Annotated in this window: 15 protein-coding genes and 1 tRNA gene; 5 read left to right on the top strand and 11 right to left on the bottom strand. The window is 67.5% G+C overall.

All coding sequences use genetic code 11. The annotated features are described in order from the left end of the window. Window positions 1–2: 2 nt before the first annotated feature. Both purL and AAF184_15230 read right to left on the bottom strand, forming a co-directional pair. The gene (purL, locus tag AAF184_15235) at window positions 3–3950 is read right to left on the bottom strand and encodes a phosphoribosylformylglycinamidine synthase (GenBank protein MEO0423689.1); all 3948 of its coding nucleotides are present in this window, start codon (window positions 3948–3950) and stop codon (window positions 3–5) included. A 362-nt stretch (window positions 3951–4312) separates the two neighbouring features. After that, window positions 4313–4678, bottom strand: coding sequence for a DUF1820 family protein (locus AAF184_15230; protein ID MEO0423688.1), 366 nt, complete (start codon window positions 4676–4678; stop codon window positions 4313–4315). Between the two features lie 72 nt (window positions 4679–4750). Here AAF184_15230 and arfB point away from each other — a divergent pair, with 72 nt between their 5' ends. Then, window positions 4751–5167 carry an alternative ribosome rescue aminoacyl-tRNA hydrolase ArfB gene (gene arfB / locus AAF184_15225; GenBank protein MEO0423687.1) on the top strand — a complete coding sequence of 139 codons (417 nt, stop codon included), beginning with the start codon at window positions 4751–4753 and terminating at the stop codon, window positions 5165–5167. A gap of 198 nt (window positions 5168–5365) precedes the next feature. On the opposite strand, the gene AAF184_15220 is transcribed toward arfB, so the two are convergent. Then, a complete protein-coding gene (locus AAF184_15220) occupies window positions 5366–6913 on the bottom strand; it encodes an amidohydrolase family protein (GenBank protein ID MEO0423686.1) in 1548 nt (515 codons plus the stop codon). A gap of 229 nt (window positions 6914–7142) precedes the next feature. On the opposite strand from AAF184_15220, the gene AAF184_15215 reads away from it, so the two are divergent. Beyond that, window positions 7143–8906, top strand: coding sequence for a hypothetical protein (locus tag AAF184_15215; protein ID MEO0423685.1), 1764 nt, complete (start codon window positions 7143–7145; stop codon window positions 8904–8906). A 12-nt stretch (window positions 8907–8918) separates the two neighbouring features. On the opposite strand, the gene AAF184_15210 is transcribed toward AAF184_15215, so the two are convergent. The 3 genes from AAF184_15210 to AAF184_15200 all read right to left on the bottom strand — a co-directional run bounded on the left by AAF184_15210 (window position 8919) and on the right by AAF184_15200 (window position 10641). Then, window positions 8919–9578 (bottom strand): hypothetical protein, encoded by a 660-nt coding sequence (locus AAF184_15210; GenBank protein MEO0423684.1) that lies wholly within the window; start codon window positions 9576–9578, stop codon window positions 8919–8921. A 117-nt stretch (window positions 9579–9695) separates the two neighbouring features. After that, entirely contained in the window at window positions 9696–10577 is an 882-nt protein-coding gene (locus AAF184_15205; protein ID MEO0423683.1) for an HAD family hydrolase, read from the bottom strand. Beyond that, window positions 10550–10641, bottom strand: a tRNA-Ser gene (locus AAF184_15200). Before AAF184_15200 ends, AAF184_15205 begins: the two co-directional genes overlap by 28 nt. Window positions 10642–10732: 91 nt before the next feature. On the opposite strand from AAF184_15200, the gene mltF reads away from it, so the two are divergent. Both mltF and AAF184_15190 read left to right on the top strand, forming a co-directional pair. Then, complete coding sequence (gene mltF / locus AAF184_15195; protein ID MEO0423682.1) at window positions 10733–12382, top strand: membrane-bound lytic murein transglycosylase MltF; 1650 nt, start codon at window positions 10733–10735, stop codon at window positions 12380–12382. Window positions 12383–12514: 132 nt separating this feature from the next. After that, window positions 12515–13708: a methyl-accepting chemotaxis protein gene (locus tag AAF184_15190; GenBank protein MEO0423681.1), complete on the top strand. Its 1194-nt coding sequence runs from the start codon at window positions 12515–12517 to the stop codon at window positions 13706–13708. On the opposite strand, the gene tadA is transcribed toward AAF184_15190, so the two are convergent. The 3 genes from tadA to guaB are packed head-to-tail and all read right to left on the bottom strand — an operon-like array spanning window position 13705 to window position 17321. Then, window positions 13705–14211 carry a tRNA adenosine(34) deaminase TadA gene (gene tadA / locus AAF184_15185; GenBank protein MEO0423680.1) on the bottom strand — a complete coding sequence of 169 codons (507 nt, stop codon included), beginning with the start codon at window positions 14209–14211 and terminating at the stop codon, window positions 13705–13707. The two genes, AAF184_15190 and tadA, sit on opposite strands and share 4 nt — an antisense overlap. Before the next feature lie 24 nt (window positions 14212–14235). Then, the gene (guaA, locus tag AAF184_15180) at window positions 14236–15825 is read right to left on the bottom strand and encodes a glutamine-hydrolyzing GMP synthase (GenBank protein MEO0423679.1); all 1590 of its coding nucleotides are present in this window, start codon (window positions 15823–15825) and stop codon (window positions 14236–14238) included. A gap of 29 nt (window positions 15826–15854) precedes the next feature. Further along, complete coding sequence (gene guaB, locus AAF184_15175; protein ID MEO0423678.1) at window positions 15855–17321, bottom strand: IMP dehydrogenase; 1467 nt, start codon at window positions 17319–17321, stop codon at window positions 15855–15857. Between the two features lie 181 nt (window positions 17322–17502). Between guaB and xseA the strand changes: the two genes are divergently transcribed. Next, window positions 17503–19155: an exodeoxyribonuclease VII large subunit gene (gene xseA / locus AAF184_15170; protein ID MEO0423677.1), complete on the top strand. Its 1653-nt coding sequence runs from the start codon at window positions 17503–17505 to the stop codon at window positions 19153–19155. A gap of 53 nt (window positions 19156–19208) precedes the next feature. On the opposite strand, the gene AAF184_15165 is transcribed toward xseA, so the two are convergent. Further along, complete coding sequence (locus tag AAF184_15165) at window positions 19209–20177, bottom strand: PQQ-dependent catabolism-associated beta-propeller protein (protein MEO0423676.1); 969 nt, start codon at window positions 20175–20177, stop codon at window positions 19209–19211. Further along, complete coding sequence (locus AAF184_15160; protein MEO0423675.1) at window positions 20174–21001, bottom strand: hypothetical protein; 828 nt, start codon at window positions 20999–21001, stop codon at window positions 20174–20176. The genes AAF184_15165 and AAF184_15160 overlap by 4 nt, the downstream gene beginning before the upstream one ends. Window positions 21002–21495 lie beyond the last annotated feature (494 nt).

Genomic DNA, 21495 nt, shown 5'->3' with positions numbered 1-21495 from the left:
ACCTAGCCGATCGCTACACGCGCGTTGCGGAACAGGCGCATCCACGGACTGTCCTCGCCCGCCTGCGCCGGATGCCAACTCTGCTGCACGGTGCGAAACACGCGCTCGGGGTGCGGCATCATGATGTTCACGCGCCCATCCGCACTCGTGACGCCAGCCACAGCCGCCTGCGAGCCGTTCGGATTTAGGGGGAAGCGCTGGGTCGGTTCGCCCTCGGCGTTCACGTAGCGCAGCGCGACCTGGCCCTGACCCAGGGCCTTCTCAAGCACGTCTGACGCAGCGAAGGTAGCGCGTCCCTCACCGTGGCTCACCACCACCGGCACCTGCGTGCCCGCCATGCCGGTGAACCAGGGCGAGTCCGACTTGCCCACCTCCACCATCGACAGGCGCGCCTCGAACTGCTCCGAGCGGTTACGCTCGAAGCTGGGCCAGTGCTCCGTGCCGGGGATCAGCTCACGCACCCGCGAGAGCATCTGGCAGCCGTTGCAGACACCGAGGGTCAGGCCGTCTTCCCGCGCAAACCACTCCGCGAACACGGCTCGCGTGCGTTCGTCGAAGAGAATGCCCCTCGCCCAGCCGTTGCCGGCCCCGAGCACGTCGCCGTAGGAGAACCCGCCACATGCCGCGAGCACCTGAACGTCCCGCAAGTCTCGACGACGGGGCGCGTCGCCGATGAAGTCACTCATGTGGATGTCGATGGCATCGAAGCCTGCGCGATCGAAGGCGGCGGCCATCTCCAGATGCCCGTTGACTCCCTGCTCACGCAGTATCGCGACCTTCGGCCTGACGCCGCTGGCGATGAACGGTGCTGCCGTGTCCTGCGTAGGATCGAAGCTGGGCTTGGAATACAGGGCCGGTGGCCGCGGCAGCTTGAGGAGTTCGTAGGCCTCCTGAGCACAGGTCGGATCATCGCGCAGGCGCTGCATCTCGTAGCTGGTCCGCGACCACACGCCACGCAGCTCCATGCGTGAGCGATTGAACAGCCGCTCGCCGTCCTGCATGACGCAGATCTCTTCGCCCGCGGTGGGCACGGCGACGCGCGACACCACCTCCTCGAGTCCTCGCGCACGCACCACGGCGAGGAACTTCTCACGCCGCTCGACGGGTACCTGGACGACGGCCCCCGCCTCCTCGCTGAACAGGCGCGGCAAGGCTTGCACGCCCTCGTCGATGTCGATCTTGAGGCCCGCGTTGCCGGCGAAGGCCATCTCCAGCAGGGTCGTGAAGAGCCCACCGTCCGAACGATCGTGATAGGCGAGGAGCAAGCCCGCGCGGCGCGCCTCCACGATGGCGCCGAAGAAGGCGCGAACCAGGGAGGGATCCTCCACGTCCGGAGGCTCATCGCCCGTGGCCGCCCAGGCCTGCAGCAACGCGGAGCCGCCGAGGCGATCCTGCCCGCGACCGAGATCGAACAGCCAGAGCTCTGTCTCACCGGCGTCGAGGCGTAGCTCGGGCGTGAGCGTGCGCCGCACGTCGATCACCGGCGCAAAGGCGGAGATGATGAGGGACAGGGGCGCGACCACCCGATGCTCGCCGCCCCCCTGAGCGGGCCAGCGGGTCTGCAGGGAGAGGGAGTCCTTACCTACGGGAATCGTCAACCCAAGCGCCGGGCAGAAGCCCATGCCGACGGCCTCGACCGTATCCCACAGGGCGACATCCTCGCCGGGCGCACCGCACGCGGCCATCCAGTTGGCGGACAGCCGCACCTGGTCGATGCGCTCGATGTCCGCCGCCACGATGTTGGTGAGGGCTTCGGTGACGGCCAGGCGACCGGACGCGGCCGGCGAGAGCAAGGCCACCGGCGTACGTTCGCCCATCGCCGCCGCCTCGCCCGTGTAACCGCGGAAGTCGGCGCACGTCACAGCGACATCGCTCACGGGCACCTGCCAGGGCCCCACGAGCTGATCGCGCGAGCTCAAGCCGCCGACAGTGCGGTCGCCGATGTGGATGAGGAAGCTCTTGTCGGCGACGGAGGGCACGGACAGTACGCGATTCACCGCCTCGTCCAGATCGATCGACGCGAGATCGACCGACCGGGTCGGCGCAACGACGCGTTCCGCCGTACGCTCCATGCGCGGCGTGTGGCCGAGCAGAGCCTGCATCGGCATGTCGACGGGCGCATCGCCAAAGTGCGTGTCCTGCACGTTGAGCACGCGACGCTGGGTGGCGTGGCCGAGCACCGCCACGGGGCAACGCTCCCGCTCACAGATCGCCTCGAACTCGCGCAGATCACCTTCGGCGATGGCCAGCACGTAGCGCTCCTGGGACTCGTTGCACCAGATCGCCATGGGCGTCATGCCCGGCTCGTCGTTGGGGATCGCGCGCAAGGACAGCACGCCCCCGCAGTCGCTCTGGTCGAGCAGCTCTGGAATGGCATTGGAGAGACCGCCGGCGCCCACGTCGTGGATGGACAGGATCGGGTTGCCTTCCGCCATGGCCCAGCAGCGGTCGATCACCTCCTGGCAACGGCGCTGCATCTCGGGGTTGCCACGCTGCACGGACGCGAAATCCAACTCGGCGCTGCTTGCCCCGCTTGCGACGGATGACGCTGCGCCACCGCCGAGGCCGATCTGCATGGCCGGACCACCGATCACCACCACGGCAGCGCCCTGGCCGAAGCCGCGCTTCTCTACGTGCTCGCCGAAGATGTTGCCCATGCCGCCGGCGATCATGATCGGCTTGTGGTAGCCACGACGCGCCACCTGCTCGCCAGCGGCGGGCGCCGCCAGGCCGTCCTCGCCCTCCGGTTGCTCGAAGGCGCGGAAGTAGCCGAGCAGATTCGGCCGACCGAACTCGTTGTTGAAGGACGCGCCGCCGATCGGTCCCTCGAGCATGATGTCGAGAGGCCTTGCGATGTGCGACGGCGACACGGCGTCGCCCTCCCACGGCTGCAGGTACTCGGGGATGCGTAGGTTGGAGACGCTAAAGCCCGTGAGCCCCGCCTTCGGCTTGGCCCCGCGGCCGGTGGCTCCCTCATCGCGGATCTCGCCACCGGCGCCCGTCGCAGCGCCCGGGAAGGGTGAGATGGCCGTGGGGTGATTGTGGGTTTCGACCTTGATCACCACGTGCGCTCGGGTCTCGCGCGCCCGGTACACGCCGGTATGCGCGTCGAGGTACCAGCGCTGCGCCGGTTCACCCTCGAAAACCGCTGCGTTATCGCGATAAGCCGAGAGCACGCCCGCCGAATTCGCTCGATAGGTGTTGCGGATCATGTCGAAGAGCGAGCGTGGCATCACCTCGCCTTCGAGGGTCCACTCGGCGTTGAAGATCTTGTGTCGGCAGTGCTCCGAGTTCGCCTGAGCGAACATCATGAGCTCCGTATCCGTGGGGTCGCGCTCGAGGTTGCTGAAGGTCTCGAGCAGGTAGTCGATCTCGTGCGGCGCCAGCGCCAGCCCCAAGTTCCGGTTGGCCTCTACCAGGGCATCGCGGCCCTGCTGCACCAGGGGGACCGCGCTGCCGCGGGCCGGGGTGTGATGGGCGAAGAGCAGCTCGGCCTGGGCGACCGTCGCGAAGACGAACTCGGTCATCCGATCGTGCAGGTGGGGAGCGATCGCGGCGAGCGTCTCGCCGCCCAGATCGTCCACGCCATCGAAGTGCCAGGCCAGGACCCGCTCCACCCGGGTAACCGCCTCGAAGCCGCAGCGATGCACGATGTCGGTGGCCTTGCTGGACCAGGGAGAGATCGTGCCGATGCGCGGCGCTACCACCAGCTGAGGCGCTGACCCCGCCTCATCTAGCGAAACCCCGCCGAGCAAATCACTTAGGCGCCGCTCTTGCGCAGCCGTCAGCGACGCGCCGTCCACCTCCGACGTTTCCACCAGATACCACCATCGGGTACGTAGCCCCTGCAGATCTGGAAGGTCACCCTGCAGCGCCTGGCGTACGCGCTGGAGACGAAAGGACGAGAGCGCTGGGGCGCCGGGAACGCGCAGCACGCGTGACTCAGCCATCGGCGGGTATCTCCGCGACAATCAGGAAATTCGTTAAGCGAGAGGTCGGCGCGCCATCCTCTTGCACGCAGTCGGTACGCACGTCGCGCCTAGTGAGCCGCTTGGTAAATAAGGTAACGCTCAGCGAGCGGGACTGGCGTCAGGGCAAGGCGGGCGAGCGCAGGCATAGCAGCGCTATGGCTGCGCTTGACCAACGCCGCAATGGCGTCAGTCAGGCTCGCCCTTCGGGTCTGTGCAGGGGCGCTGCCACCGGCGTTGCGCCTCTTGCCAATGGCGGGGCCATCGGCTGCGCGACGCGCCTTGCTGGCAGCGCCCCTGCACAGACTGAGCGTTACCTTATTTACCAAGCGGCCCACTAGCGCTCAGCCCTTCGGCGGCTCACCGCCGCCCGGGGGAAGATACGTAACGGGTAACTGAGCGACGTTGCTGCCTTTGGCGTCGGTGATCTTGCTGATCCCGCGCTTGTCCACCTCGTCGATGCGTACGATCGAGTGCATGGGCAGCCAGGTGCGCTTGACCCCTTCGAATTCGGAGCGGATGCGGTCTTCCGTGGGGTCGACGACGATCTCCGTGCGTCGACCGAAATCGAGCTCTGCCACTTCGACGAAACCGAGCATGGCGCCGTGGCTTACCTCATTGGCAAAGATCTCGTACAACTTGCCCTGAGACTGGAACAAGATTTTGTAGGTGACGCGCTCCGACATGGCGCGAAGCATACCACGCAGCACGGGCGAATCCGGGCGGAACGTGCGACACTTCGCGCCCGAAAATACCCCTCCCCTTACCCCGAACGACCCACCATGCCTGCCCCGCGCGTAGAAACGCTGACCGACGAACTGGAGCTGACCGCCATCCACAGCTCAGGCCCTGGGGGCCAGAACGTCAACAAGGTGGCCACGGCCATCCAACTGCGCTTCGATGTGGCGAACTCGCCGTCGCTCGAAGAGGACGTGAAGGCGCGGCTGACAGCGCTCGCCGGGCAACGGATGACCGTCGCCGGGGAGCTCGTGCTGACAGCCCGCCGCCAACGCACCCAGGAGGGCAATCGGCGCGATGCCCTGGCCCGCCTCCAGTCCCTGCTCGAGGAGGCCGCCGAACCTCCGCGCCCTCGCCTGCCCACACGGACGCCCGCGGGGGTGAAACGCAAGCGATTGCAGGACAAGCGCAACCGCGCGGTGGTCAAGCAGTCTCGTCGTCGCCCTGCGGGCGAGGACTGACCCTCGCCACGCGGCCGGTCGCCTGGACGTTTCGAACCGGAGGGAAGCGCGCCGGCGCGTCAGGAAAAATTCCCAGGAAGGGCACCACGAACCCAACCGTTCAAGCGATAAAATTTGAGGCGCTTGGAACAGAACGGGTTCCCCTCCCGTCACCCGGCTCGGCACCCTCCCCTCAGGGTGCCGGGCCAGCCGGGTCCCTCACTGGGTTAACCAGCCCTCTCGACCCAACCGGGCCCATAGCTCACTCACCACACGCCCACCCTCGCGCACGACGCGCGACAGATCGTCGACCAGGAAGCGGCCACCGTTTACTTGCAGCTGCCCATCGGTCATCACCAGGCGCACGGCACTGCCGTTGGCGTACAGCAAGTGATGGAGTGGCTCGGGCGGTCGAGCACCAACGCCTACCAGCGGTGAGGTGACGTCGATGCCGACGAGATCCGCCCGCGCGCCGGGCGCGAGGCGTCCCAGATCCGGTCGGCGCAGGCCATCGGCGGCCACGCGCGTCGCGCCCGCGACGGCGTCATCGATCGTAGGGCGCTGCAGCTTGGCAGCGCTGTGCTCGGCGAGCAGGGAGTGCCGCGCCTGACCGTAGAGCACCGCGAGCTTGAGGTTCTCGACGTAGTCGTTCGAGTGGGTGTCGATCCCGATGTTGACCGCGAGCCCGGCCGCAAGCGCTTCAGGATATGGCTGCGTCGGGCCCCCTGCGCCGCCGGCGGAGGGGCAGTGGGCGTACACCGCACCGGCCTCGCGCAGAAGCGGCGCGTCCACCGCCAAGTCCAAGCCCACCATGTGCGCGCCGAAGAAGGGGCCGGCGGCGAGCATGCCGTGGGCCTGGAACCACTCGGTGGGCGTCATGCCGTGCAGGCGGCGCACGGTGGCCGTCTCGCGCGCGGACTGGGAGAGGTGCGTGTGAACGCCGTGGCCGAGCTTGCGGGCGGCCGCGGCGAAGGCGGCCATCGTCGCCGGCGTCTGGGTGTCGGCGGCATGCGGCGTCATCTGCGGGCGGATGCGGCCATCGTCCACGCCGTTGACGGACTCGGCGAAGGCCAGGTTGTCGGCGATCTCGCGCAGCGTATCCGCCTCGCTGTCGAACAGCACCTGGTCATCCTGGCGAAACCAGATGGGAAACAGGCGAGCGATCCCCGGCACCATGCCGCCGGGGTAGCAGCGGACGCCCCAGCGCCGGGCCACCCGCACATAGGACTGCGCCTGGCGCAAGCTCAAGCTCATCTCCACGTGGGTGGTGGCACCACTCAACAGGAGTTCAGCCACGTTGTAGGCGGTGAGGGCGTCGAGTTGTTCCGCGGGCAAGGACTCGACCAGCTCCAGGGGGCGAGCGAAGCTGCGCCCGCCTTCTATGATGCCGCGGGTCGGTGTCGCGCTGCAGCCGTGCGTGTGACCGGAGATGAAGCCGGGCAACACCAACAAGCCACGCGCATCGATCGTACGCACGCCCTTCGCCGCTCCCGTGCGCACGGCCTCAATCTGCCCGTCGCGGACGACCAGGGTGATGTCCGAGCGTACGTGGTGCCGGCCCTCCTCGGCGGGCAGCAAGGCCTGACCCGCGTCGATCGCCAGCGCCTCGCCTGGCGCCAGCGGACTCGCGCTGGGTCCAGGGTCACCGAGGGCGCGCGCCATCGCCGGCGAGGCACACACGAGGGGCGCGAGGAGCGCGCCGCGCAGTAGCGCGCGCCGATCCGCTTCGAGGGCGGCACTGGCGGGGTCTCGATCGTCGTCGGTCATCGTCCAACCTCGGTAGCTTTAGCGCGCGCGAGGCTCCGTCGCCCGCTTTGCCGCTCTTACCAGATGCAACATAACCGCACGGCTGAGTGCCCCGCCACCCGCTCGGACACGAGCAAGTGCAAGGCGAGCGCGCCGTTCACGGGGGCAGGCCGGTCCTGCATGTTTGACATGCGTCGCCGATGCGCCATGCTGCATGGTTGAGCCGATGACGGAGTAGCGGCAGGGGTCCGTGCGCAAGCTGATCGCAGAGTTGAGAAGACGACGGGTGTTCGGCACCAGCGCGATCTACCTGGCCGGTGCGTGGGGGCTACTCGAAGTCTGCAACACGGTGTTTCCGATCGTCGGTCTGCCCGACCGTGCGATCAACTTCGTCTTCTACGGCGCGATCGTCGGCTTCCCCATCGTCCTCGCCCTCTCCTGGGCCTTCGACCTGGATTTGAAGCGCACCGCCGGCAGCGCGACGGATGACGCACCGCCAGCGCCCCAGGGCGCCGATGCCTCCGCCGTGGTGCCGCTGAAGGAGGCGCCACCCGGGTCTATCGCCGTGCTGCCCTTTCGCAACATCGGCGCCGACCCCGAGCACGAGTACTTCAGCGACGGCTTGGCGGAGGAGCTGCTGCACACCCTGTCCTCCGTGCCAGGGATCCGCGTGGCCGCTCGCACTTCCTGCTTCATGTACAAGGACCATCATACGGACGTGCGCACGATCGGCGCGCAGCTGGGCGTACGCAACGTGCTGGAGGGCAGTGTGCGCTGGGCTGGCGATCGCATCCGCATCAGCACCAAGTTGATCGAGGCGGGCTCGGGCTACCAGCTCATGTCGCAGAAGTTCGACGAGGAGTTCAAGGACGTCTTCACCCTGCAGGAGACCCTCGCCAACAGCATTGTCGAAGTACTAAGAAAATCACTAGGTGAAACGCTGCCCGCCGCGCAGGCGAGTCCCGTCGTGCGCGCGGAGACGAACGTGGAGGCCTACCAGTTCTACCTGCGCGGTCGCCACCGCTGGCAACGGCGCGGCAAGGAAGCCATCGAGGCAGCGGTGGAACTGTACGAACAGGCCCTGGCCCTCGACCCCACCTTCGCGCGCGCCAAGTCGGCCCTGGCCGCGGCGCGCGCCGTCATGCACGAGTACACGGGCGAGTCGCGTCAGGCCTCGCTCGCCGCGGCGACCACCCTGGCCCGGGAAGCGGCTGCCCTCGATCCCACGCTCGCCGAGCCCCACGGCGTCCTGGGCTACGTGCACCTGCGCAGCTGGCAATGGCAGGAAGCGGAATCTCGGCTGCTCGACGCCATCGAGCGGGACCCGAACGATCCCCTCCTCCGCCAGTGGTATTCGAACGTGCTGAACGATCTCGGCAAGCAGCAGGAGGCGACGGAGCAGGCCGCCAAGGCCTACGAACTCGACCCCGTCTCGCCGATGGCCAACAACGTCCTCGCCGTGTCCTACATGCTGCACGGTGATGACCGCAAGGCGCTAAAGCACACCCGCATCGCGCGCGAGTTCGGGGTGACGGGGTTGGTGCCGGCGTTCGTGGAATACCTGGCCAACCTGCGCAACGGCGCGTGGGATGCGGCCCAGCGCGATTGGCGGGCGGCCCTGGAGAAAGCGAACCTACCCGAGGACTGGGCGGCTTCGGTAGTTGCAGCGATCGCTGACCCAGCCCTGACCGACCCAGCCGTGGAAGCGGTAGGTCAGGCCGTGCGCGATGAGGCGCTCCCTCCGAACATCGCTTTCCTGCAGTACGTGCTGCTCGGCGCCGGCGACGCCACCTACGCCCAGGCCGATGCATTGCTCGATGAGCAACGACTCAATCACACGTGGCTGATGTTGCCGGAGGCGTCGGCGCTGCGCGCGGACCCGAGATTCCAGACCCTGTGCGCGAAAATCGGCGTGGCGGAATACTGGCAGCGTTACGGCGAGCCCGCCTTACCGGCAGGCTCCTTCGAGCCAGCCCGCGCCGCCGCCCTCACCCAAGCGGTCGGCGCGGCCTAGCGGCGACTCTGATCAGGCGGTACGCCGAGGACGGCGCCACCCCACCAGGGCCAGGCCGCTCAGCATCAACCACACGGCGCCGGGCAAGGGCACCGCTTGGCCGACCAGGGTGACCCCGTCGCCGTCGTTTACCCAGTCGTTGGCGAAGCTGCCGAGGAAGCCCGTGTTGGTGAAGCGCACGGCGAGTTGCCCGTCCCAGAGCCCCGCGGCGTCGCCGCCGGTGATCGTGAAGACGAGTTGAAGCTCATCGCTCTCTTCGCCGCCGCGCGCCTCGCCGAGATCGAAGAAGCCGAAGTCCGTGGCATCGCCCGTGAGCAGCACGCCCGAGTCGAAGCCGAGTTCGTCCACCGAGCCGTTCACCTGCACCGAGCCGCCGGACAGGATCCCCGTGCCGTCGATGCTGAGCACCACGAACAGCCCCGTGCCGTCGATGCTGAGGGGCGTGCCCCCCTCGTCGGTCAGCGTGGCCGTGCTGTTGCCGAGGCCGGTGATGAAGAGGGAGTCGGAATCGTTGTCGTACGCAACGAGTAGTGCATCCGCATCGATCAGCGCACCGTCGCCGATACCAAAGCCATCGATGGGTGCGGCGCCTGCAGGCATCGCTGCCAGGGCGGCGAGAAGGAAGGGACCGATAAGGGTCGCCAGCGTTGTGGAAGTGTTTTTTGTGAGCATCAGGCCAACGCTTATGTCGTTAATAATACGGCAATCTTGACCTAATCTGGAGGGGTGGGCAACTTGGCCCTAGCGTTATGTCGTATGCATGCCGCCGTGCGTCAGGTCGGGATGCGCCTAGGACTTATCCAGGTCGAAGCGCTCGCGCAGAAAGCGTGCGATGCCGTGTTCATCGTGATGACCGATCACGGCTGTGGCCGCCTCCTTCACCACCGCCTTCGCGTTGCCCGGTGCGTAGGCTTCGTCCGCGACGGCGAACATGCTTAGGTCGTTATCGCTGTCCCCGAAGCAGACGACGCGCGTGGCACCTAGCTGTTCGCGTAACACCTGTACCGCGGCGCCTTTGCTCGCCTCCACATGGTGGATATCAATCCAGCGCAGGGACGGTCCCTCCATCGCTACGCCCGAGTAGGCCACCAGTTCGGGCTCATCGGCGATCAGGGCCTGCACCGCATCGATGGCGGCGGGAGCGCCGAGCGCGCTGATGTTGGTGATCTGGGCGTCCGCGGGCAGCAATCCCGCATCGCATACCTCCACCCCGGAGAGGCGAGCGTAGTCGGCCGCCAAGCGCTGCTCCACCTCGTGCTGCAGGGGAGCGTGGTAGACCACGTGGCGGTTGCCCGCCTCCAGAGTGAACAGGAAAGGGGTGATCCCCTGGGTCATCACCGCGCCCACCACGTGTTCGAGCTCGCTCAGGGTCAGGGACGTCTGGTGCGTGTAGTCGGCGGCCTTCGGGTCCCAGATCAGCACGCCGTTCTTGTAGGCCTGGGGCAGATGAAACCCGTGCCCATCGATGAGCTCGCGCGAGGCGTGGAGCGTACGGCCGGTGGCGACGGTGTAGTGAATGCCGCGGGCCGCGAGCAGGCTCAGGGTCTCGCGCGTGTACGCGGAGATGGTCGACGACGCATCGAGCAGCGTGCCGTCGAGATCGAAGACGAGGAGCTCCATGCGCGGATCACCGAGCGGGGAAATGGCGGAGAGGGTGGGATTCGAACCCACGTGGGGCGGTACGCCCCCAACCGATTTCGAGTCGGTGCCGTTATGACCACTTCGGTACCTCTCCAGGCAGCCCGCGATTATTTTCGCTGGCGGCTGTCGCGTCAAGGTGACGGTGTCAGGAGGCACACGTCCCCGAGCCGAGTATCATCGAGCGGGTGAACCCCTGGATCCGCTCAAGCTGGAGGATTGCGCTGCGCCGCAGCGTTCGCTGGTGGCGCCTGGCGCTGCTCACCGGCATGGCGGCGCTGCTCGGCACCTGTTCCTTCCCGGTCAGCGAGCTGGAACGGCTGCAAGAGCTGGGGCGATTGCGCGTGGTATCGCGCAACGCCGCCACCAGCTTCTACCTCGCCGCCGAGGGCCGCCCGGTGGGCGTCGACTACGAACTGGCGGAGGGGTTCGCCCAACGCTTGGGCCTCACGCTGGAGTTCATTCCCCTGGAGAACGTGGGCGATCTCCTGCCGAGCGTGCAGGAGGGCCTGGCGGATATCGCCGCGGCTCACATCACGGCGACCCAGGAGCGCGCCGAGCTGGTGCGCTTCGGCCCCGCCTACCAGCAGGTATCCACCTTCGTCGTCTACAAACGTGGAAAGCGGCGCCCGCGCAGCGTGGACGACCTGGCCGCCGGCCGCCTGGCAGTGATCGCAGACAGTAGCCACCTAGAGCGCCTGCAAGCCTTGCGCGAGGAATATCCCAACCTGCAGTGGGAGGAGCTCCCCCTCGCCTCCGTAGAGGAGTTGTTCGAGGCCGTGGAAGAAGGTGATTTCGATTTTGCCGTCGCCGACTCTTCGGCCTACCAGCTCAACCGACGCTACTTTCCGGAGGTGCGTCGCGGCTTCACCCTGGCTGACCCGGAACCCATCGCCTGGGCATTTCCGCCAGGCCACGACCGCAGCATTCTCGATGAGGCGCAACGCTACTTCCTGGAGCTTCGCCTGAGCGGAGAGCTGCAACGGATCATCGATCGCTACTACTCCCACACCGATAGCTTCGATTGGGTGGGCACGCGCACGTTCCTGCGTCACATCGAGTCTCGACTGCCACGCTACGAGCCCCTGTTCCGCCAGGCAGCCGAGGAAGTGGGGCTCGACTGGCATCTGCTCGCCGCCACCGCCTACCAGGAATCCCACTGGGACAAGAACGCCGTCTCGCCCACGCGCGTGCGCGGCCTGATGATGCTCACGGAAGCCACCGCCTCGCAGCTGGGCGTGGATGATCGCACCTCACCGGAACAGAGCATCCTCGGCGGTGCGCGCTATCTGGTGCAGATGCGCGACCGTCTGGACCCCGAGATCCGCGAGCCCGACCGCACCTGGCTCGCCCTCGCCGCCTACAACGTGGGCTACGGCCACCTGCAGGACGCTCGCACGCTCACGCAGATGCATGATCGCGACCCGAACCTCTGGACCGACGTACGCGAACACCTGCCCCTGCTCACCCGGCGCCGTTGGTACTCCCAGGTGCCGCGGGGCTACGCCCGCGGCCGGCAGCCCGTCGAGTACGTGCGCAACATCCGCAGCTACTACGACATCCTGCTGTGGAAAGCCCCCGACGTGGAACTGACGGTGGCGCCAGAGGAGGAGGCCTCCCTGGCCCAGTCCGAAGGCGGCGGTCCTGAGGAGGCAGTCACCACGACGACCGAGGTGGCGGAGACGAGCACCGCGCCCGCCGAGGCACCCGCGGCGTCCGCCACCGACGAGGACGCGCCGACCGGTGAGCTGGTGGCACCGGAGGCCACCGACCAGGAACCCGAAGCGCAGGCCGCACCGCCCGACGACGACACCGTCACCGCCACCCCAAATATGTGAACTACCCCACACTTCCGCCGACCGGCGGAGTGAATTACCAAAATGCCAAACACGGTCGCACGCCCACGCCGGGCGGACGGAGTAGCGTTCGCTGGTCTGTCCCGCCCCTGTCGATGTCTAGCGGAGTGATCGATGCAATCCAACGACGGCAACCCTGCGGCTGAAATCGCGGCGCTCAAGGCGTCCATCGCGAGCAAGGACTCTGAACTGAGCGCGATGCGCTCACTGGTGACCGAGGCCACGCGAGTGATGCGCGGCGTCGCCCAGGGCGATGTAGGCCAACGCATTCAGGCGAAGGCCGACGGTGAGATGGGTGAGCTCGTGGAATCGATCAATGCCACCTGCGGTCGCGTCGCCGAGCTGACCCAACGGATCGCTGAAGCAGCCGACCGCATCACCCACAGCGCCCAGAGCGTGGTGGAAGGTAACCGCACCCTCTCCCAGCGCACGGAAGAGCAGGCCTCGTTCCTCGAAGAGACGGCGGCCAACATGGAGCAGATGACGCAGACGGTGCGGCAGAACGCCGACAGCGCCCAGCAGGCGGACACTCTCTCGAACACGGCGACCAACACTGCCGAAAAAGGCGGTCACGTAGTGCGCAAGGCCATCGAGGCCATGGGCGAGATCAACGACTCCAGCCGCAAGATCGCCGACATCATCGGCGTGATCGATGAGATCGCTTTCCAGACCAACCTGCTGGCCCTGAACGCTGCGGTCGAGGCGGCTCGCGCCGGTGAGCAGGGCCGTGGCTTCGCGGTGGTGGCCAGCGAGGTGCGCAACCTCGCCCAGCGTTCCGCCAGTGCGGCGAAGGACATCAAGTCCCTCATTCAGGACAGCGTGACCAAGGTGGACGAAGGCTCACGCCTGGTCGACGAGTCAGGCCAGACCCTCGAGAGCATCGTCGAGGGCGTCGCCCAGGTCAGCCAGATCATCGGTGACATCGCCAAGGCCTCCGCCGAGCAGGCAAGCGGCATCGACGAGATCAGCAAGGCCGTCAGCCACATGGATCAGGCGACGCAGCAGAACGCTGCGCTCACCGAAGAGGCGACGGCCGCCAGCGAAGCGGCCGGCGAGGAAGCAGGTGCTCTGCGCGAACTGGCGGCCTTCTTCCAAGGCGGTGGCGGCAGCGCGTCGTCGCTGCGCTCGCCAGCACCCAGTTCGGCGCCGAAGGGTCCGCCGAACGGCGTTGAGCGCCGCGGACCTAACCGCCCCTGGGGTGGTGATTCCTCATCGTCCAGCAGCAGCGGCGCCGCCAGCAGCTCCCAGCGTGCGGCCAGTAGCAGCGTCGGCACGCCCGACGATGACGGTGCCTGGGAAGAGTTCTAGGCCGAGCAGCTCGCCCCGTCCGGCGGCCGACGACGGCGCCGGACGAAGAACGCGCGCAGGTGCTCCCCGCACAGCTCTTCCATGACCCCTGCCCGCACGCTGATCCGGTGGTTGAGCGAGGGGTGATCCACGATGTTGAACACCGTGCCCGCAGCGCCCGCCCGCGGGTCAGCGGCGGCGTACACCAGTCGCGCGATCCGCGCGTGCACCATCGCACCCGCACACATCGGACAAGGCTCGAGGGTCACGTAGAGGGTGCTGCCGGTCAGGCGGTAGGTACCGAGGCTGCGTGAGGCCGCACGCATGGCCACCATCTCCGCGTGAGCACTCGGGTCGTGGGTGGCGATAGGGCGGTTGCTGCCCTCCGCAAGCAGGGCGCCATCGCGGACGATGACACACCCCACGGGCACCTCACCGCAGCGCTCCGCTTGCTTGGCCAGGGCGTGCGCATGCGCCATCCAGCGAATGTCGGGATCGTCCTCGGCCAAGGGATGCTCAGTCATCGCTTCGGCCGCGACGGCGCGGACCTATTCCCACTCGATGGTGGCAGGAGGCTTTCCGCTGATATCGTAGGTGACCCGTGCGATGCCGTCGATCTCGTTCATGATGCGCCGACCGACGAGATCAAGGAATTCGTAAGGTAGGTGCGCCCACCGCGCGGTCATGAAGTCGATGGTCTCCACCGCACGCAGGGCCGCGACGTAGCCGTAGACGCGGTAGTCACCCTGCACGCCGACGGAACGGACCGGCAGCAGCACGGCAAAGGCCTGGCTGACCCGATCGTACAACTCAGCCCGGCGCAGCTCCTCGAGGAAGATCGCATCCGCAGCGCGCAGCAGGTCCGCCTTCTCCTTGTCGACGGGGCCTAAGATCCGAACGCCCAGGCCAGGGCCGGGGAAGGGATGGCGGTAGACCAGATCGTGGGGCAAGCCCAGCTCCAGGCCGATCCTTCGCACCTCGTCCTTGAACAACTCGCGCAGCGGCTCGACGAGCTTGAGGTTCATGCGCTCGGGCAGGCCACCCACGTTGTGGTGCGACTTGATCACCTTCGCCTTGCCCGTCGAGGCACCGGCGGACTCGATGACGTCGGGGTAGATCGTGCCCTGCGCCAGGTACTCGATGCCGTCCAGAGCCTTGGCGTGTTTCTCGAACACCTCGATGAAGAGGCGGCCAATGAGCTTGCGCTTGTCCTCAGGGTCAGCCACGCCCTCCAGCGCCTGCATGAATTCATCGCCTGCGTCGTGACGGATCACGTTCACACCGAGGTGCGCCGCGAAGGTCTGCATCACCTGGTCGCCCTCGTTGAGGCGCAGCAACCCGGTGTCCACGAAGACGCAGACCAGGCGATCGCCGATCGCCTTGTGCAGCAGCGCTGCTACCACCGAGGAGTCGACGCCACCGGACAGGGCGAGCAGCACGCGACCGTCCTCACCGACCGTCTCGCGCACGCGCGCGATGCTGTCTTCGATGATGTTGTCCGGCGTCCACGCGCGGCCGCATCCGCACACCTCGTGCACGAAGCGCTCGATGATGCGCTGCCCCTGGCGCGTGTGGGTGACCTCCGGGTGGAACTGCAGGGCGTAGAGCCCACGCTCCTCGTCGGCCATGCCTGCCAAGGGCGCGCTGTCGGTGCTCGCGATGAGCTTGAAGCTGGGCGGCAACTCGTCCACGCGATCGCCGTGGCTCATCCAGACATCGAGCAGGCCGTGACCTTCGGCGTTAGTGTGGTCTTCGATGTCGCGCAGCAGGCGGGAGTGGCCCCGAGCGCGCACCTGCGCGTAGCCGAACTCGCGATGGGTGGAAGGCGCCACCTTACCGCCGAAGTGCGCTGCCATGCTCTGAAAGCCGTAGCAGATGCCGAGCACCGGCACGCCGAGGGTGTAGACCGCCTCGGGGGCGACCGGCGTGATCTCCTGCCCGTCGCCGCCGGTGACCGACTCGGGCCCGCCCGAGAGAATCACGCCGCTCGGCGCGAAGTCCCTGACCGCGGCATCCCCCGCATCCCAAGGATGGATCTCGCAGTAGACACCGGCTTCGCGCACGCGGCGCGCGATCAACTGGGTGTACTGCGACCCGAAGTCGAGGATCAGGATCTTCTCGGCGTGAATGTCGCTCATGCGTTCCCCGTGTGGCTGGAGCCTATCGGCTAATCCATTCGATAGTTAGGCGCTTCCTTGACGATGGTCACATCGTGCGCATGGCCTTCGCGGACGGCGGCGGTGGTGATGCGGACGAAGCGCGGCTGGGTGCGCATTACCTCGATGTCCGGGCTGCCCGTGTAGCCCATGGCCGAGCGCAGGCCACCGGCGAGCTGGTGGATGATGGCGCCGAGGGGGCCCTTGTAGGGCACGCGACCCTCGATGCCCTCGGGCACGAGCTTCTCCACCTCGTCCGTCTTGTCCTGGAAGTAGCGATCGCTGGAGCCGTGGCGACTGGACATGGCGCCGAGCGAACCCATGCCGCGGTAGCTCTTGTAGGAGCGCCCCTGGTACAGCTCCACCTCGCCCGGGGACTCCTCCGTGCCGGCGAAGAGGCTGCCCACCATGATCGTGTGGGCGCCGGCCGCGATGGCCTTGGCGAAGTCGCCGGAGTAGCGGATACCGCCGTCGGCGATGACGGGCACGCCCGTCCCCTCGAGGCCCTTCACCGCGCGCGAGATGGCCGTGACCTGGGGCATACCCACCCCTGCCACCACCCGGGTGGTGCAAATCGAGCCGGGGCCGATACCCACCTTGACCGCATCGACGCCCGCTTCCACCAGGGCCAGGGCCGCCTCGGCGGTGACGATGTTGCCGGCGATGATCTGCAGGTCAGGCCACTGGCCCTTCAGGCGGCGCACGGTGTTGAGCACGCCTTCGCTATGGCCGTGGGAGGTGTCGACCACCACCACGTCTACGCCCGCGTGCACCAGCGCCTGCACGCGCTCGTCCGTGTCGGCCGAGGTGCCGACCGCTGCGCCCACGCGCAGGGCGCCGCGGGAGTCCTTGCAGGCCATCGGGTAGTCGGTCGCCTTCTGAAAGTCTTTGGCGGTGATCATGCCGCGAAGCTCGAAGCGCTCGCCCACCACCAGCACCTTCTCGATACGGTGCTTGTGCAGGAGGTGCAGGACTTCTTCCTCGCTCGCCCCCTCGCGCACGGTGACCAAGCGTTCCTTCGGCGTCATGACGCTGGTGACCGGGGCGTCGAGATGGGTCTCGAAGCGCAGATCGCGATTGGTCACGATGCCGACGGTCTCCTCGCCGTCCACCACGGGCACGCCGGAGATGCGATGGGCGCGGGTGAGCGCCAGCACTTCGGCGATCGTCTTGTCCGGGCTGACCGTGATGGGGCTTGAGATGATGCCGCTTTCGTACTTCTTGACCGCGCTCACCTCGGCGGCCTGGCTCTCCGGCGTCATGCTCTTATGCACGATGCCGATGCCGCCCTCCTGGGCGATGGTGATGGCGAGGCGTGCTTCGGTCACCGTGTCCATGGCGGCGGAGACCAGCGGCAGGTTGAGCTCGATTTCCCGCGTGAGGCGCGTGCGCAGGCTGACGTCGCGGGGGAGCACCTGGGAATAGGCGGGTTCCAGCAGCACGTCATCGAATGTGAGGCCTTCGTCGACGAGTCGCATAATTCCTCCTGAATGCTGCCCGATGAGTTAACCGAGCATTGTATAGCAAAGGCGGCGCCTTTGGCTGCCGCCACGTGTGACGCAACTGGTGACCGGCTGCCGGCGGGGAACACGCTAGGCCCTGGGCTACAATCGGCCCATGCCGCGAAACCCACCGCCGCCAAAGCCGCAGCAGGAGAGCTTGTTCGGGAGTCCTGCTGCCCCGCCGCCACCGCCGCGCCGCCCCGCCGCCGAGCGCCCTCCGAGCGAAGCCCGCGCGCCAGCCACTCCGCCCGAGACCGTCGCGGATCACAGGCCCAGCACCGCACCGGCGACGCAACGAGCCGCCCGACGCGCGGCCGAGCGGGCCGTATTCACCGTAAGCCGCCTGAACAGTGAAGTACGCGGACTGCTCGAGAAGTCCCTGCGCACCGTGTGGGTGGAGGGGGAGATCTCAAACCTCTCCCGACCCGGCTCCGGTCACGTCTATTTCACCCTGAAGGATGCCCGCGCCCAGGTGCGGTGCGCCCTGTTTCGCCAGCGGGCTCGGGCGGCGGGCCCCCTGCGCGACGGCCAGAAGGTGCTCGTGCGCGGCCAGCTCACGGTGTACGAGGCGCGCGGCGAGTATCAGATCCAAGTCGATACGGTGGAGGAGACGGGTGAAGGCGCCCTGCGCCGCGCCTACGAGGAGCTGAAGAAGCGACTGGCCACCGAGGGACTGTTCGCCGCCGAACGTAAGCGAGCCTTGCCCACCCTGCCACGCCGTATCGGCGTGCTCACCTCGCCCACCGGCGCTGCCGTTCGCGACATCCTGCACGTGCTCGGGCGACGATTCCCCGCCGTGCCCGTGCGCATCTACCCGATCCCCGTGCAGGGGCCCGAAGCGGCGCCGAGAATCATCGCCCAACTGCGCACCGCCGCCCGGCGCCAGGACTGCGACGTGCTGATCCTAGCCCGCGGCGGCGGCTCCCTCGAGGACCTGTGGGCCTTCAACGAGGAGCGCGTGGCGCGGGCGATCGCCGCCTGTGACATCCCGGTGGTGAGCGCCGTCGGCCACGAAACAGACGTCACGATCGCCGACTTCGTCGCCGACCTGCGGGCCCCCACCCCCTCCGCCGCCGCCGAGTCCGTGGTGCCGGACGCTAGCGAGTGGCTGCGCCAACTGCGCACCCTCGAACGACGCCTGCTCGGCGCCGCGCGGGCCCACGTGTCCCGCGGCACGCAACGATTCCAGTGGATGCAGGGCCGCCTGCGCCAGCAGCACCCGGCAACGCGCCTGCGGCAGAACATGCAACGGGTGGATGAGCTCGGTGAACGCTTGCGACGCCTCACCGCCCAACGCACCCAGGGCGTGACCCTACGCCTCAGCAACCTACAAGATCGATTAGCACGGGTCGCCCCCAGCAGGCGCATCGCGGACAGCCGGCGCCTGCTGGAGGCCCTCGATGAGCGCCTCGGCGCCGCCCACACGCGCCTGGTGCGTCAACGCGTGGAACGCCTCGACGCCGCTCGCGCGCGCCTGGATCGAGCATCGCCAACGCACCGCCTGCCGGGCTTGCTCGCGCAGCAAACGCATTTACAGGCGCGCCTGGAGGCTGGCGTACGCCGGCAACAGGAGCGACTCTCCGCGCGCCTGGCCCGCGCTGCGGACACGCTGCATGCGGTGAGCCCGCTGGCCACCCTCTCGCGGGGCTACGCGATCGTGGAGCGGGTGAGCGATCGTACGATTCTGCGCGACGCCGCAGAGGTCTCGAAGGGAGATGCGATTCGCGCGCACCTCGGCGAAGGCACGGTCGAGGCGCAGGTCACGGCGGTGGCGCCGCAGTCGGGAGAGAAGCAGCGGGACGCCGACTGAGCCTTCACGAGCTGCTGCCGGCGCCCCTCCTGTCGGGCGAACTTATCGAGCGATCAGGCGTCGACTACCACGCCCCACGGGCCCTTGCCCACGGCGATGGTGCTGATCACCTTGTTGGTCTTCACATCGATCACGGACACCGTGTCGCTGCCACCGTCCGTGGTGAACAGGCGCTCGCGCGCCTTGTCGAAGCCGAGGCCCCACACACGGCGGCCGACCGGAATCTCATCGAGCACCTGCAGCGTGTCCGCGTCCAGCACGTAGATGCTGTTGCTGCGCCCACCCGCCACGTAGAGACGGCCGGTGTCCGCATGCTCGAGGATGTCCTTCGGCTTGGAGCTCGGATCCTTCAGCTTGGCGCGACGATCGATCTCGAAGTTCTCGAGGTTGACGCGCACGATCTCGGCGCCGATTTCAGCGGTGGCGTAAGCGTAGTGGCCGTCCGCGCTGAAGGTGGCCGAGCGCGGCCGTGAGCCCACCAGCACGTTCTCGATCAACTCGTGATCTTCCGTGCGGATCACGTGCAACATGTTGGTGGATTCGCTGGTGATGATGACCAGCTTGCCGTCCGGCGAGATAGCGACACCTTCCGGCTCGATCCCCACCTCCACCTCGGCGATCACCTCACCGGAGGCAGGGCGCAGCACCGATGCCTGCGCGTCCTCTTCGTTGGCAATGTAGAGGTCGCCGTTGGCGTGGACCATGAAGTTCTCGGGATCTTCGCCGCCGTCGAGGTTGCGCAACACCTTGCCGCTGGCCGGATCCACCACAGCGATGGCGTCGTCGCGCCCAAGGGCGATGTAGATCTCTTTGCCGTCCGGCGACATGCCGATGCCGCGCGGCTGCTTACCCACCTCGACCGTGTCCAGCACCTCGTAGGTGGTGGCGTCGATGATCGACATGGAGCCTTCGTGCTCGTTGGTGACGTAGATGCGATTGCCTGCGCTCGCGACGCCCGCAGCCACCAGCAGGCCGCCCGTCATCACCAGCGTTGCAGCCAGCAATCTATTGCTTCGACTCATTGGGAACTCCCCTCCTCACATCCGTTGAAGCCCAAGGTAGTTAATTCATGGGCAGCGGCCACGCCGCGCACCGGCGCCGTGCCCACCACCTTGCCGTCCTGCTCCAGCAGGATCATCTGATTGAGCTGACCGCTGGCGCGGAACTGCATCGGCACGCCCTTGGCGCCGTCGAACTGCACCTGATCACCGCGTAAGGTGTCGAGGATCGTGCTTGCCTGCGCCGTGCCCTGCTCCATCACCACCTGGGTGTAGAGGCGGGTCCCCGCCCAGCCGGCGTAGCCAGTATCGCTGAGGGGCACCCCTTGGCCCTCCTCGAAGCGGTTGCTGAGCTGGATCGCGGCGTAGCGACGGAACTGGGTGTTCCACACCTTGGCGACCACGCCGTCGGCGTCGTTGCCCGCCTGCGTCCACTGAGTCACGGCGTCCGAGAGCATCCGATCGCTGGCCGGCGCGTGGAAGGCGTTCGCCTGACACACCGTGCGCAGGGCAGCCTCGGTCGCGCTCAAGTTGAACACCGGCAGCTTGTCGTGATGTCGCGCGAGGGCGAGAAATGGCTTGGCGGGCAGGGACGCGAACACGGCGGATGTGCCCTCGGGCAGCGCCATGGCCGCCTGGTCACCCGGCTCGATGTATTCATGGTGGAACGCGTAGCCGAGGAATCGCCCCTGGCGATTGGCCTCATCGATGGCCTGTTGGAACCCCCGAAAGGCGTCGTCCTGTGGGCCCACGAAGGCAAGCGTGAACGTCTCTTTGGCCGAGGCAACCCCAGCCCCGAGCGCTGTCGCCAGCACCATCAGGCCGGCAGAAACAACCGAAATTCTCAAAAGACTCCCCCCGTCATGGAGCGGCTCAGATCCGTTGCCGCCGTCAGGATGCGCAGCGCCGCCCGGCATTATGGCCAGCGCGACCGAACTGGCCAATGCTGACACTTAAGACACGTGCCACAGGCACTCTACGCCGTGAGAAATCGGGAATTTTTCCCAAGTTCACAAGGCAGCGAGCGCGGGGACAGGTGGGTGCTAGAGGGGAAGGACCGACGTGAAGCTGCGCAGTGCCGTCAAGTTACTGCACGTGTCGGATGACGGATCGCGGGTAAGAGGAACGAAATCGCTCGACGCCAACATCCAGCAAGGCACCGGGTGCTGGCCGGCTGGTTGCTAGAGCCAGACCCCTGGAGGAAGCTCCTCTCGCTCGAGCTTGCCTGTGAGGCGCATGCCGCGCTTGTCGAGCAGGCGCACCTCGACCTCCCAGTCCTCGCCGGCGAGCTCCTCGGCCTGGCGCGGCGTCAACTGGAGGCTGCCGGAGAGCTCCCCACCGC

Source organism: Pseudomonadota bacterium (assembly GCA_039815145.1).
In the GTDB taxonomy this organism is placed as follows: Bacteria; Pseudomonadota; Gammaproteobacteria; order Steroidobacterales; family JBCBZW01; genus JBCBZW01.
This window is presented reverse-complemented; position numbering and strand designations above follow the sequence as displayed.